12 protein-coding genes are annotated in these 13,053 nt (G+C 54.9%); 3 read left to right on the top strand and 9 right to left on the bottom strand.

All coding sequences use genetic code 11. The features are described from left to right. Positions 1 to 91 precede the first annotated feature (91 nt). The 4 genes from ACWAU4_RS17305 to ACWAU4_RS17290 form a co-directional block, all read right to left on the bottom strand. On the bottom strand, positions 92 to 556 hold the full coding sequence (locus tag ACWAU4_RS17305) for a YehS family protein (protein WP_025009045.1): 465 nt from the start codon (positions 554 to 556) through the stop codon (positions 92 to 94). A gap of 104 nt (positions 557 to 660) precedes the next feature. Next, positions 661 to 1,824, bottom strand: coding sequence for a serine hydrolase domain-containing protein (locus tag ACWAU4_RS17300; RefSeq protein WP_109248879.1), 1,164 nt, complete (start codon positions 1,822 to 1,824; stop codon positions 661 to 663). Positions 1,825 to 1,833: 9 nt separating this feature from the next. After that, on the bottom strand, positions 1,834 to 3,114 hold the full coding sequence (locus ACWAU4_RS17295) for an Nramp family divalent metal transporter (protein ID WP_167717077.1): 1,281 nt from the start codon (positions 3,112 to 3,114) through the stop codon (positions 1,834 to 1,836). Further along, positions 3,111 to 3,656: a PH domain-containing protein gene (locus tag ACWAU4_RS17290; RefSeq protein WP_054744554.1), complete on the bottom strand. Its 546-nt coding sequence runs from the start codon at positions 3,654 to 3,656 to the stop codon at positions 3,111 to 3,113. Before ACWAU4_RS17290 ends, ACWAU4_RS17295 begins: the two co-directional genes overlap by 4 nt. 166 nt (positions 3,657 to 3,822) lie before the next feature. Here ACWAU4_RS17290 and ACWAU4_RS17285 point away from each other — a divergent pair, with 166 nt between their 5' ends. Continuing rightward, the gene (locus ACWAU4_RS17285) at positions 3,823 to 6,405 is read left to right on the top strand and encodes a TonB-dependent receptor (RefSeq protein WP_145839674.1); all 2,583 of its coding nucleotides are present in this window, start codon (positions 3,823 to 3,825) and stop codon (positions 6,403 to 6,405) included. A 228-nt stretch (positions 6,406 to 6,633) separates the two neighbouring features. Next, positions 6,634 to 7,260 carry a glutathione S-transferase family protein gene (locus tag ACWAU4_RS17280; protein WP_208125035.1) on the top strand — a complete coding sequence of 209 codons (627 nt, stop codon included), beginning with the start codon at positions 6,634 to 6,636 and terminating at the stop codon, positions 7,258 to 7,260. 46 nt (positions 7,261 to 7,306) lie between these two features. Here ACWAU4_RS17280 and ACWAU4_RS17275 read toward each other — a convergent pair whose 3' ends face one another. The 5 genes from ACWAU4_RS17275 to ACWAU4_RS17255 form a co-directional block, all read right to left on the bottom strand. After that, positions 7,307 to 7,810, bottom strand: coding sequence for a DUF4447 family protein (locus ACWAU4_RS17275; protein ID WP_025888809.1), 504 nt, complete (start codon positions 7,808 to 7,810; stop codon positions 7,307 to 7,309). 60 nt (positions 7,811 to 7,870) lie between these two features. Next, a complete protein-coding gene (locus tag ACWAU4_RS17270) occupies positions 7,871 to 8,275 on the bottom strand; it encodes an SMI1/KNR4 family protein (protein ID WP_025888807.1) in 405 nt (134 codons plus the stop codon). Between the two features lie 68 nt (positions 8,276 to 8,343). Then, positions 8,344 to 9,126 carry a RelA/SpoT domain-containing protein gene (locus tag ACWAU4_RS17265; RefSeq protein WP_144221131.1) on the bottom strand — a complete coding sequence of 261 codons (783 nt, stop codon included), beginning with the start codon at positions 9,124 to 9,126 and terminating at the stop codon, positions 8,344 to 8,346. A 142-nt stretch (positions 9,127 to 9,268) separates the two neighbouring features. Further along, a complete protein-coding gene (locus tag ACWAU4_RS17260) occupies positions 9,269 to 11,368 on the bottom strand; it encodes a M13 family metallopeptidase (RefSeq protein WP_071237054.1) in 2,100 nt (699 codons plus the stop codon). Positions 11,369 to 11,558: 190 nt separating this feature from the next. Further along, complete coding sequence (locus ACWAU4_RS17255) at positions 11,559 to 12,077, bottom strand: sugar O-acetyltransferase (RefSeq protein WP_454290577.1); 519 nt, start codon at positions 12,075 to 12,077, stop codon at positions 11,559 to 11,561. Between the two features lie 236 nt (positions 12,078 to 12,313). Between ACWAU4_RS17255 and rsuA the strand changes: the two genes are divergently transcribed. Continuing rightward, positions 12,314 to 13,006: a 16S rRNA pseudouridine(516) synthase RsuA gene (gene rsuA, locus ACWAU4_RS17250; RefSeq protein ID WP_208125033.1), complete on the top strand. Its 693-nt coding sequence runs from the start codon at positions 12,314 to 12,316 to the stop codon at positions 13,004 to 13,006. The last annotated feature ends 47 nt before the right edge of the window (positions 13,007 to 13,053 follow it).

Genomic DNA, 13,053 nt, shown 5'->3' with positions numbered 1-13,053 from the left:
GGTTGGCCTGAGCCTAAGAGGGTAACGACACAAAACAAAGAACCAGGCGGATGCCTGGTTCCAAAGGAGATATCAGCTGTTGCTTGTTGGCTTACTTACCGCGGTATTTAAGTGACAAGCCTTTGATAAAGTTACGCATCAACTGATCACCACAGTAGCGGTAATGCTTGTGCTCAGGATTGCGGAACAGGGCGCTCAGCTCAGCCTTGCCGATGCGGAAGTTGGCCAGTTCAAGAATGGCAATAATATCTTCTTCTTTCAGTTCCAAGGCGATTCTGAGTTTCTTGAAGATGATGTTGTTGTTCAGGCTGGGGAGCGGCTGCGGAATGCCACTGCCGGGACGCAGGCCGCGTTTGTCGATGATCACGGCATCGAGAAACTGGCACAGGGTACGATCGTCACAGGGACGGAACCCTTCTTCATCTTCTTTCTTGAGCAGGCCGGCCAGCTCAGCTTCACTCATTTCACGCTTCATTTTGGCGTAGAGACGTAATACCTTGGAGTCGTTGAAATTAAAGACAAAGCGCAAGCGGCGCAGAATATCGTTGTTGGTCATGAATGTCCCTGGGCCGGTTTGACTCCCGGCTTAGTTTTAACACTGTCTGGCGATTGACTTAGGTGCGTTGGGCGCGGAGGCTCCGCAATATTGCGGCATTATACCTAAAAGCCAGGCAGATTTGCCGCTTTTTCCAGTGGACAGTTCGCGGCCGTTTCGCGCACCGCCTGTCGCAGCTTGTCGTGAAGGGCGAACACCCGGCCTATATCTTTGAGTGACCAAGAGGTGTTTTCCAGCACCACCAGATTGAAGCCCGAGTCCGGATAATAAATCGCAGTGCTGATATAACCCGCTATGTAACCACTGTGGCTGAACTCCAGGGGCAACTCAGGGCTCAGTTGTATTCCGGCGGCATAATTCAGCTCGCCCCAACGATGGGGGCGTTTGCCTCTCGGCGCCAGCAACTGCAAATAGCCGCCACGGCTAAGCAGTTGCCCCTGATGCAGGGCCTGCTGAAAATCGGCAAAGGCGGAGGCGGAGCCAATAAGGGCGCCGCTGGCCAGTAGCTTATCTGTGAGAGTCAACTGCTCGGCCACACTTTCAAAGCCGCTGTCAGTCTCGGCTCTTCCTATCGCCAGATTGGGTAACTGTTCCTGAATACTTTCAATACTGCCGGTGCGGGCCTTGAGCTCAAGCCCCTCGGCATCAAAGAAGCGCTGCAGCAATTGGGTACTGCTGCTGCCTTCACGCTTGAGGATCTCGGCCAGCAGCCAATAATTGTCATTGCTGTATTTAAAATCGCTGCCCGGGGTGAACAGCAAGGCTTGTCCTTGGATGCTTATGCCGGATGTGTGGCTCAGCAGCATGGCGACAGTGATGGCCGGATCCAGTTCGGCCTCTTTGCCGAGCAGGGCAGCAGCGCTGTCATTGAGCTTGAAATCGCCTCTTTCTATCGCCCGCATCACCAAGACGGCAAACACTTGCTTTGACAGTGAACCCAGCACAAATTGGCTATCAGAGGTGATGGGTTTGCCCTGGCTTTCTCCGGCCGCATGGCTCAGCAGTATCTTTTTACCTTGCCTCAACTCGATTACGCCGCTGAAGGGCAGGGGGTTTTGCTTGATTATCAGCAGCAGCTGTCGTGTCAGCTCTTCGCTGTGGCAGACAGATGGCGCCGAATCCTTGCCTGGTGCAGGCTCTTGTTCGGATCTCGGCGCAGCGCTTAGGCTAAGAGTGAATCCCAGCAGGCAGGCCATGCTCATGCCTTTGACTGTTGATGAGAGTTTTAGTCCTAAAAAGCGCGGCTGCGCCAGCGGTGAGGAGTTCATGCAACTTCCTTATTTGATGTAGCAATACCAATAGATAAACAGCAACGCAAAGCCAAACAGGTAACCGAGTCCCAGCCAGCCCCAAAGTTGCATGCCCCTGCCGTAACGGGCCTCAGTCGGCAGGGTTTTGGAACTCATCAGCCGTAGATTCAACCAGGCAAAGATGCAGGTGGTCATAAAGGCCTGGATCATCACCAATTCCAACAGTGATAGCAAGGCACCCTTGAAGAACAGGATCAGCAGCAAGGCCAGCAGCGACATAACCAGCATGATCCCAGCCAGGCGTTTACCGCTGGGGCGGCGCTCAAGCAGCAGGCGCCAACCGGCATCCAGGGTGCGGCTGTAACCATCGAGCACAGTGACAGTGGTGGAGAAAATACACAGCAGCGCCACCAAGGCGATAAGCATACGGCTCCACTCCCCGAGCACGCTGGCGTAGAGGGAGATCAACTGCCCGGCAAACTGGGCTCCCGAGTCGGCAAAGGAGGCTCCCGAGCCATGCATGACACCGGCACCCAGGCTGAGAAACACCAGTGCCAGCAAGGCGGTGAGCCAATAGCCGATATCGAAATCCAACCTGGCCTGGGCAGCGCTCAGAGCGGCCTGCTGTTGATTGATGCGCTGTTTCTCCAGTAGCCACAGTGAGTTCCAGGCGCTGACTTCAATCGGTGCCGGCATCCAGCCCATCATGGCGATCAAAAAACCAAGATAGGCCCATTGCCAGGGAGAGGGGGAGACGAAGTCTTTATCCAGCACAGACTCCACCCCCAGCATCATGGCAGCGGCTGTCAGAGTGCCCAGGGTCAACAGCGCCATCACAACTTTGGTCATGCGATCAAGCAGGCTATAGCGCCCAAGCAACAACAGCAGCAAACTGGTGCAGAGCACGATAAAAGACAGAATATCTATGCCGAGCGGCACAAACTGAGTCAGCATGGCGGCACTCAGCATGCTGACCCCGGCGGTGCTGGCAATGGCGGCAACAAGATTGAGCAGACTGAACAGCCACAGATAGCCTTTTCCTTGCCTGAGATAGCCCTCAAGCAGACTCTCGCCGGTCGCCGCCGTGTATCTGGCTCCGGCGGCAAAGAAGGGATATTTGAGCAGATTGACCAGCACCACCAGCCAGGCCAACTGCCAGCCAAATTCGGCGCCTGCGCGGGTTGAAGCCACCAGATGCGAGGCGCCTATGGCCGCTGCAGCCACCAGAACGCCCGGGCCCATGGCGGCCATTAAGTGCCTAAGGTGAGTGAAGGAAAAACCTTTGTTATTCAACGTAGTGTCATTCATGGCGCGCTCTTTCCCCGGGCCAGTAAGGATTCGATATTGACCAGTGAGGAGCGGATCTCCCTGAGTAACATCAGCTGCTCATGGTTGCTGTCCTGTCCATTTGAGCTGGGCTCCTTGTGATCCAAACGCTCTTTTTGTGCCAGCACAGCGGCGCGAAATCCGTCGGCATCGACTATGCCAACCAGGCTTATCAGGGCGTCATTGCCGGATTGTCCGGCGGTTTCCACCTTGAGTTTCTTCAGACCGAACAGTCGCATCAATGGCCCCTGAATAAGCGCCATGTCGGTGATTTTATCCAAGGGCACAGTATTTTCGGTACGGGTCAGCAGGCCGCGGCGCACTACTAGCTTACGCTCGGTCAGCTCGGCGCTCATGTTGGCGATATAGCGGCGTGTGCCCCACAAGCCAATGGGCAGCCATAGCAGCAACAAGGGAATGCCGACAATACTGAGGCAAAGAGTGAACACACCAGACATCAACCAATAGAGTCCGAGATTATCGGCAAAGCGGGCCTGAAGCAGTGGCGCGGCGGCTGTGGGCATGGCGACTTCCTATATCAGTAAAATCAAATTTACCCCAGTTAGAGGCATTGACTTTAGATATTAAAGAGTTAAGTTGAATTGGTAAATGTTATAAAAATATGACAACACGGAAGTTTGTAGTCGTGGTTGTGTTTCCAAAAAACAACTGAAGAAATTAGGGATGATTATGAACAGACCTCACCTCACCTTGAGTGCCTGCGCCGTGGCACTTGCCTTGACCTCTGCCGGTGAATCCTTCGCGGCCGAGGAGTCTGTGGAGCGCATCGAAGTCACAGGCTCGCGGATCAAACGTACCGATATGGAAGGCCCATCGCCCATTCAATCCATAGGCAAAGAAGATATTGCCAACATGGGCTATGACAACCTGCAACAGTTGCTGGAAAGGATGCCGGCGGCCGGTGCCGGCACTTTCTCCACCCGCGGCAACAGCCAGGACTCTACCGCCAACGGTGCCGCCGCCATCAGCCTGCGTGGTATGGGGCCGGATGCGACCCTGGTGCTGATCAATGGTCGCCGGGTTTCCATCAGTGCCTTTGCCGAAGGGGTCAGCAATTCTTTTGTCGATATCAACAGCATTCCCGTATCGGCCATTGAGCGGATAGATATACTCAAGGACGGCGCCTCGGCCATCTATGGCTCGGATGCCATCGCCGGGGTGGTCAACATAGTGCTGAGGAAAAACATCGAAGGCATTGAAGTTAATCTCGGCTATGGCGCCACAGATGGCCCCAATTACAACGAAAAGACCGCCAGTCTGGTGTGGGGCACCATGAGTGACAAGGGCAGTGCGTCTGTGATCCTGGATTATTTCAGTAACTCGACCCTGAGCGCCGATGAGATGGGGCAGTTTGGTACCGCCAATCAGTCGCCCTGGGGCGGGGAGGATTTCCGTTCTTCCCGGGGTTTTCCGGGGTATTTCTATGTCAATGGCGTCAAGACCATAGATCCGGCTTGTCCGGCCGATTCCGCCACATCGAGCGGCAGCTGCCTGTTCGATTATGGCCCCTATAACTTGGTGATCCCCGAGGCCGAGCGCATAGGCGCCATAGGTCAGTTTGAGTATCACCTGAGTGATTCCCTGACCGCCTTTTTGGAGCTGGCGGCTCAGCACAATACCTCCAAGGCCGGTGGTGCCGCCACACCGCTGGATGAAACCGCCGGTTTGACGGTTCCCGGTTCACATCCCAACAATCCTTTTGGTCAGGAGATTGACATAGGCCGCTTCCGCACAGTGGATGCCGGTCCCCGCCGCTGGGATATCGAGTCCGACAGCTTGAGATTGGTGGCCGGTCTGCGCGGCAGCTTCAAGGAGTGGGACTGGGAAGTCTCGGCCCAAAAGGGGCGCAGTGAGTCGACCCAGACAGGGGATCGCAGCCAGGGCTGGGTGCGGGTGGACTATCTGCAGGAGCAAATCAATCTCGGCAACTACAACCCCTTTGGCGGCACCATCAACTCACCCGAAGTGATAGATGCCATTACCACCAGTCTGGTGCGTCAGGGCAAGTCACATATTACCGCTTATGATGCCAGCATTTCGGGGCATGCCTTTACCCTGGCAGACAGGGATATCATGCTGGCTGCCGGGATGGAATATCGAGAAGAGGATGTTAGCGATGTGCCCGATGAGCAGTTCCAGCGCGGGCTTATCTTCGGGACTGAAGCGGTTTCCGCCGCGGCCGAGCGCGATCAGTATGCCGCCTACCTGGAGTTTTCCATTCCGGTGACCGACAGCTTCGAGCTGCAACTGGCGGGGCGCTACGATCACTACAGCGACTTTGGCTCCACCACCAATCCCAAGGTGGCGTTCCACTGGGGCATGACGGAAGACTTGAGTATGCGCGCATCCTGGGCCCAGGGGTTCCGGGCACCATCGCTGGCCCAGATAGGCCTGGGCCCTTCGGAAAAGAGTAACTTCTTTAAAGATACCTATGCCTGCGCCGCTCAGGGTATCTCAGAGGCCGACTGTGAGGTGCTGGATTACAACACGGTATTTGCCGGTAACCCGGATCTGGATGCCGAGGAGTCGGAAACCTGGAACATAGGCATGATCTGGGCGCCGAGCCAGAAGTTCGATATCGGCTTCGATATCTGGAACATCACCCAGGACAACAAGATAGATGAGCAGCCTCTGGGCGATATCTATGCCGCCAACTGTAATGATCAAAACAGCGCTATCTGTGTACGTCTGCCCCCCGCCGGTGGTGAGCCGCTCGGGGTGCTTGATGTGATTCACTCAAGCTTTGTTAACTTAAGCTCCCAGGAGGCACAGGGCCTGGATATCTCGGCTCACTACGGTCTGGAACTGGACAGCTATGGCGATCTCAAGTTTGGTCTTGAGTGGAGCTATCTGGACAAGTTTGAAAAGGACGGCCTGGATTATACCGGCGAGTATGAGTATCCCCAGTACCGCTGGCTGGCCAGCACTAACTGGACCATGGGCGACTTTGCCGCCAACCTCAATGTCAGCTACATAGGCGAATTTGAAGATACGCCGGACATCAACTTCGACGGCGCCCTCGACTTTACCGAGAACAAGTCACGTATGGTGGATGCCCAGTTCCTGGTGGACTTGCAGGCTTCCTACCGTTTCAACGAGATGTTCAAGTGGACGCTCGGGGTCAACAACCTGTTGGATGAAGAGCCGCCGTTTGCCATAGGCGATGGCGATGCGGATCTCTATGGCTATGTGATGTCTGTGCATAACCCCAGAGGCCGTTTCATCTACACCAAGGTCAGTCTTAACTTCTGAGGCAGGCACCCGGCCCTTGATGGCAAACTGGCAAGGGCCGGATGCTAGAGAGTTGAGATAAGAGGTGAGAGATAAGAGCCGAGAAATAAGGACAGAGTGACAAGCTTGAGGCAGTGGGAGTATCTTGTTGCTGTTGACCTTATCATCATGGCGCCTGCGGGCGCCTTTTCTGCCACCATACCTGCGTTAGCCATTGCTTATGGCGACAGGGCAATTAAGGAAAGTAATATGATTCGACTCTATGGCACGCCGCGAAGCCGGGCGCTGCGGGTTTCCTGGTTGTTGGAAGAGCTGGAACTGCCCTGGGAGTTTCACTTTGTTGATATGGCCAAGCAGCAGAACCGCACTCCTGAGTTCCTGGCGCTTAATCCCTGCGGCAAAATCCCCGTGCTCGAGGATGACGGTCTGGTATTGACCGAATCGGCGGCCATTATGCTCTATCTGGCCGAGCGTTACGGTGAGGGGCGTCTGTTGCCCAAGCCAGGCACGGCAGCCTCCGGGCATCATCATCAATGGTTGAGCTTTGTGATAACCGAGTTGGAGCAGCCGTTGTGGACCATGGGCAAGCACAGGTTTGCCTTGCCGGAGGAGCAGCGGGTGGCGGCGATTCAAGCCACTGCCGTATGGGAGTTCAACAAGGCCGCGGCCATTGTCGAGCAGTGGCTGCCAGATAGCCCATTTTTGCTCGGTGATGAATTGACTGTGGCCGATATACTGCTGGCCCATACCCTGAACTGGGCCACCATTTTTGAGCAGCAGATCCCGCCAAAACTGGCGGCTTACCGAGACAGGCTTAACCTGCGTCCGGCAATGAAAAAGGCGCTGGACAAAGCCAGCGCCAATTTAACTGATTAATTCAAACTCTGGTTTCAAAGCCGCGGTATTTCAGGGCCGTGATATTTCAGAGCTGCGCGGCCGCCCACTTGGCGCGGCTTTCGCGGCTCTCACCCAACCCGCCTTGCTGCTCTCTGAAGGCCTTGTAGGATTCCACATCCAATGGCACCAGGCTGATATCCACTTCCAGCACCAGTTTGCACTCTTTCTTGATCCGCCAGGCAGCGGTGTTGTACAGCTCAGTGAGTGGCAACGAGCTTAAAAACTCAGGGTTGTACTGGGTGTAAATCGCCTGGGTGGGATAAACCACAAAGGCCAAACGGCGCTTGGGTTCTTTCTTGAACATGGCCTCGATACCGTCACAGGTGTTCAGCACCTGCATCTCGATAATATCATCGATTTCCAGCAGTTTTTTCTGGGCCAGTTCGCTTACCTGCGCCTCGCCCGTTTCCCAGGAGAGCAACTCGGCTTCATCGACTTTCAGCAACTCGGCGGCCTGGGCGGTACCCAAGCCAAGAGATTGGCGCAGGCACTGAAACTCGATGGCGTTGAGCGGATATTGTTTGGACATAATGCTTCCTGTTTTTTCTATGTGTCTGATGGCGGGGCGCCCTGGGCGTGCAGGCCTGTGTCAGCTTTGCAGCCAGACGTCTTCGACCCATTGCCAGAATGACTCCCAGCAATCTTCTTCATCCAGGCCGTCCTGGTTCCAGAAGTAGACCACACCTTCCTGATCTATGCAGTAAAAGTCATCACCGGTTTGGCAAATGGCAATCAGATCTCTGGGCATTCCCAGCGACCAGGCATAGGAGGTCACTTCCGGCAGATAGGTGTGGGAGTGGGGATCGGCAGCGGTCACCGGCTCCAGGCTGCCATAGATAACATCACTGGCATGCAGCAGATACTCTTTCAGCTCCGAAGGCAGAGGGATGAGTATCTGCTCTTCGATATCGACCAGATCGTCAAAGCCGGGCAGATCCAGTGGTACGGGAACCTGCTCTGACAGTTCCTGCAGTTGCTCTATGATTTCATGCATGATTTTACGCTTTGGCCGAGGGTCAATGCGCTGGAGTATAGCGGCTTGTTGGCCGCTGACAAGCTTTGTCAGGCGACTATGGTATTTTCTATGCCAAGAGTCTGGGTTTGTTGGCGTTTATAACCCAACCAGGCCTTGTGGTACAGCTTGTGTGATTCCTGGCGCAACTTCTGGATCCGGGCCAGTTCCAGCTCGCTCAAAGGCCTTTGCTCGCGGGCAGCCTTGCGTTCCATCGCCTGCACCTCTTCATAGACTTGGTGCTCGGCGCCGTTTTTGATGGCGGCAATCTCCCTTAAGTGCAACTGGACTTCGGCAATCAGGCCACTTTTCGGCAGCTGCAGCAGCAGGTTGATATCCCGATAACCGGAGGCCTTGGGCTGGGCAAACCTGTCTTTGACCTGCAGTACATTGGCCTGATGATTCAGGGTGTCAAAGGCCAGCTGCAGGTCATCAAGGTTGTCGGCTATCAGGGTGGCTCGCACCAGATCTGTCAGGGCGGCGGGGTTGTTATTCAGCTTGTGCGCCACCTTGGCTTCGGCCCGTTGACGCTCTTTCACCTTGGCCAGTTGCAGCTCGGTCTCGCTCTGATTGGCTACCTGTGACAGGAGACTGTGCAATTCATTTTGTGCCATAGGTGCCTGCTTATAGAGGGCATTGAGGCTGGAAACGGGCTGCCTTGGGGCGCTGAAGCTTTGTTTCTTGAGGGCATTGAATGGGATGGCCGAGTTTTGGCGCAGGCTGTAACTGCTGTCTTCTCTCAGTTCAGCTTCATATTCTGAAGGCTGAGCGTAGGCGGTGCGCGCCGAAAGCAATAACAGGAAAACCAGGAAAGTGCGGAATAATCGGGTCATGGGGCCTCGCATCCAGAATGACTTCTAAGTGGCTTTGACTCCAATGTAGCACTTGGCTCTGAACCCTTGCTGAACCTCAAATGAAACTTTATTCATCTAAAAAGAAAGGCGCCTTGAGGCGCCTTTCTGAGCAAGCGTAAAATTACCAGATTTTTACGCGCTGGGCCGGCTCAATATACATGCCGTCACCTGGCTTCACATCAAATGTGCTGTAAAACTGCGGCATATTGGACAGTGAACCTATGGCGCGGAACTTGGCCGGTGAATGAGGATCTGTGGCCACTCGGTTGCGCATGGCTTCCTCTTTGATCTTGGCGCGCCAGATTTGGGCGAATCCGAGGAAGAAGCGTTCATCACCGCTCAGACCGTCGATTACCGGAGCCTCTTTGCCCGCCAAGGATTTTTTGTAGGCCTTGTAGGCTATGGTGACACCAGAGAGATCGCCGATGTTTTCACCCAGGGTCAGACTGCCGTTAACGTGCAGGTCGTCAAACACATAGTAGCCGTCATACTGGGCGATTAGCGCCTTGCCACGGGCGGCAAACTCTTTCAGATCCTGCTCGGTCCACCAGTCGCGCATATTGCCTTCGCCGTCGAACTTGGCACCCTGATCGTCAAAGCCGTGACCCATCTCATGGCCGATAACCGCACCTATACCACCATAGTTGACGGCATCGTCGGCAGCCATATTAAAGAAAGGTGGCTGCAAGATGGCGGCCGGGAACACGATTTCGTTCATGGTCGGGTTGTAGTAAGCGTTGACGGTTTGTGGCGTCATGTGCCATTCGCCCTTGTCTATGGGGCTGCCCAACTTGGCCAGTTGCTTCTGATGTTCCACTTCACCGGCGCGGATCTCGTTACCGACCAGGTCGTCAGCCTTGATAGTCAGCTTGCTGTAGTCTTCCCACTTGTCGGGATAGCCGATTTTCGGGTTGAATTTGGCCAGTTTTTCCTTGGCGGCGACTTTGGTGTCTGCGCCCATCCACTCAAGTTCATCTATGCTGTCGGCGTAGGCTCCGCGCAGGTTTTCCACCAGATGCTCCATCCGCTCCTTGGCTTCAGGGGCGAAGTGGCGCTTGACGTATACTTTACCCACGACTTCACCCAGCAGGCTGTTGACCTTGGCTACACCGCGCTTCCAACGAGGTTCCTGTTCTTGCTGACCGTTGAGTGTCTTGGCGAAGAACTCGAAGTTTTCTTTATCCAGCGGCTCGCTAAGATCTGAGGCGAAGTGGGTCAACAGCTGCCAGCGCATATATGTCTTCCAGGTCGCCAGATCTGTGTCTTTGACTATCTGGTTCAGGCCTTCGATAAAGCTGGGCTGATTGATGATGATATCGGCTTGCTTGTCGGCGCCAAGCGCAGTCAGGTAGGCGTTCCAGTCGATGTCCGGCGCCAGTGTTGACAGTTCTTTGACCTCAAATTTGTTGTAGGTCTTGGTGCTGTCACGGCTTTCAACCACATCCCAATGCTTGGCGGCAATAGCGGTTTCCAGCTTCATGATGGCTTCGGCGCTTTGTTGTGGCTCGGCAAAACCGGCCAGGGTGAACATCTTGGCGATATGCTCTACAAAGGCCTTGCGGATGTTGACGAAACGCTCACCTTCGTTGAAGTAATAGTCTTTCTCCGGCAGGCTCAGGCCATATTGCCAGATATGGGTGGCATAGCGGCTGGAGTCCTTGGCATCGACATCGATATAGAAGGCCATGGGCGTGCCGCCACCGAGAATTTGGCTCTTGCCGAAGTAGGCCGCCAGTGCTTGCTTGTCTTTGATGGCATCTATGATTGCCAGCTCGCTCTCCAGTGGCTTGATCCCCAGCTGGTTGAGCGTATCGCTGTCCATAAAGGAGCGGTAAAGATCGGCCACTTTTTGCTCGTCGCTGCCGGGCTTGAGATCTTTGCTCTGCGCCACTTCTTCAATAATGGCTTTGACATCGTCACGGGATTTTTCCCTGAGGTCATAGAATGCGCCTGTGCTGGTGCGATCTGCCGGGATCTCTGTGTTCTTGATCCAGCCGCCGTTGACATAGGTATAGAAGTCATCCTGAGGACGAACAGACTTGTCAAAGTTGGCAAATTCAATCCCCGAGCCCAGGGCTTGGCTGACGGCGGCGGCAGTTGCGGTTTTGGCGACTTCCGGCTGTTTGGCTGTTTCAGCCTGGGTCTCAGCCGTTTTGTCATTACAGGCAGATAGGCCTGCGATGAGTGAGGCACACAATCCCCCAATGAGTACTTTTCTCATGCTGTTTCCTTTTCTTTGTTCTTTGGTGTCCCGCGAGGGGACATTTTTATCAGATTGGCTGCACACCCGTTTGTTCGGGAAAAACCGCAGTGATGCCTATGTTAAGGCCTGTGTGGGAATGTAAACAAGTCCCGCAGCGATGACAGCGAGCCTCGGCGCCGCGGGAGTTGTAAGCAAAGGTTACAGGCGCTTATTTGAGTGAGCGTTTGACCCGCGCTGGATTTCCGGCCACCAGGGTGCCGGCGGGTACATCCTTGGTGACCACGCTGCCGGCTGCGACGACAGCCTCGTCACCTATGTGCACGCCTGGCAATATGATGGCGCCACCCCCGATCCAGACCCGCTCACCTATATGTATGGCGCGGGCGGTTTCCAGCCCGGCAATGCGGGGAGCTGCCTCCAGCGGGTGGGTTGCCGTATAGCACTGCACATTGGGGCCCAGCATGCTGTTGGCGCCGATTGTGATGGGGGCATTGTCCTGCAAAGTGGCGTTGGCATTGATAAATACTCCGGATGCTAGTTGCAGATTGATGCCATAACTGACAAAGAATGGCGTGCAGATCGTGGCATTCGGTGCCAGATTGGGCAGTAGTCCTGGAGGAATATGGCCATCGGGATCCAGATTGGCTTTGCGGTTTAGCCCTTGTTGCTTGGCACGAAAACGCAGCAGTTCAGGATCCACACAGCAATATTCCTCGCCGCTGATCATCCTTTGATAAATTTTCGCCAAGGCCGGGTTGTCGGTTTCAGCCAAGGAGTTATTGGCGGCTTGAGAGTCTTGAATATCGGTCTGCATATTGGGCTAGATGGTCTTATCGTGAGGCGGATATACCGAGTCTGCCGCCGGTGTAACTGGTACGCAAGCAAGTCTTTGCCCTTTAGCCCGTCAGGCTCCATAATGGCGCGCAATTGACACGGCATAAACTCAAGAGGTTGGATAGCCAAGTGCGTTTAGATAAATTTATCTGTGAGTCTACAGAGCTGACCCGTTCCATGGCCAAGAAGGCGCTGCACCGCGGTGAAATCAGTGTCGATGATGAAATCGTCAAGGACTCCAGCTTCAAGGTGCGTGATGGCATGAGAGTGTGTTTCGATGGTGAACCTATCAGCTTGATAGGCAACAGATATCTGATGTTGCATAAGCCGGTCGATACCATATGCTCAACCGTGGATGAGGTCTATCCTTCGGTCATCAGTCTACTGGAGATAGAAAAGCCCGAGAGCCTGCACATTGCCGGGCGCCTGGATGCCGATACCACAGGTCTGGTGTTGATTACCGACGATGGCCAGTGGTCGCACAAGCTAACCTCTCCCAAGAAGGAATGCGGCAAACGCTACCGGGTGTGGCTGGCCAGCCCTGTTACTGAAGACTTGATCCCGCAATTTGCCGCCGGCCTGGCGCTGCACCGGGAAGAGGGGCTGACCCGGCCGGCGCAGCTGCAGCTGATTAGCCCGACCGAAGTCTTGTTGACCATTACCGAAGGCAAATATCATCAGGTGAAACGTATGTTTGCCGCTGTGGGCAACAAAGTGGAAGCCCTGCATCGTGAGTCAATCGGCGCCATAGAGCTGGATAGTGAACTGGAACCCGGTGAATGGCGTTATCTGACGGAAGCCGAGATAGCCTCGGTAGGCTGAAGAAAAGGCACCAAGGCCAGCCGGAGGCCTTGGTGCGATACAGCTGA

The organism is Shewanella sp. FeAMO (assembly GCF_053653955.1).
Note: the sequence above shows the minus strand (reverse complement) of the source record. Positions and strands in the feature narration are given on the sequence as shown.

Coding starts and splice junctions, on each gene's coding strand:
- ACWAU4_RS17300 (WP_109248879.1), bottom strand. CDS start 1,824: ATGAACTCCTCACCGCTGGCGCAGCCGCGCTTTTTAGGACTAAAACTC.
- ACWAU4_RS17270 (WP_025888807.1), bottom strand. CDS start 8,275: ATGCATGAAATCATAGAGCAACTGCAGGAACTGTCAGAGCAGGTTCCC.
- ACWAU4_RS17285 (WP_145839674.1), top strand. CDS start 3,823: ATGAACAGACCTCACCTCACCTTGAGTGCCTGCGCCGTGGCACTTGCC.
- ACWAU4_RS17265 (WP_144221131.1), bottom strand. CDS start 9,126: ATGACCCGATTATTCCGCACTTTCCTGGTTTTCCTGTTATTGCTTTCG.
- ACWAU4_RS17295 (WP_167717077.1), bottom strand. CDS start 3,114: ATGAATGACACTACGTTGAATAACAAAGGTTTTTCCTTCACTCACCTT.
- ACWAU4_RS17305 (WP_025009045.1), bottom strand. CDS start 556: ATGACCAACAACGATATTCTGCGCCGCTTGCGCTTTGTCTTTAATTTC.
- ACWAU4_RS17255 (WP_454290577.1), bottom strand. CDS start 12,077: ATGATCAGCGGCGAGGAATATTGCTGTGTGGATCCTGAACTGCTGCGT.
- ACWAU4_RS17290 (WP_054744554.1), bottom strand. CDS start 3,656: ATGCCCACAGCCGCCGCGCCACTGCTTCAGGCCCGCTTTGCCGATAAT.
- ACWAU4_RS17260 (WP_071237054.1), bottom strand. CDS start 11,368: ATGAGAAAAGTACTCATTGGGGGATTGTGTGCCTCACTCATCGCAGGC.
- ACWAU4_RS17280 (WP_208125035.1), top strand. CDS start 6,634: ATGATTCGACTCTATGGCACGCCGCGAAGCCGGGCGCTGCGGGTTTCC.
- ACWAU4_RS17275 (WP_025888809.1), bottom strand. CDS start 7,810: ATGTCCAAACAATATCCGCTCAACGCCATCGAGTTTCAGTGCCTGCGC.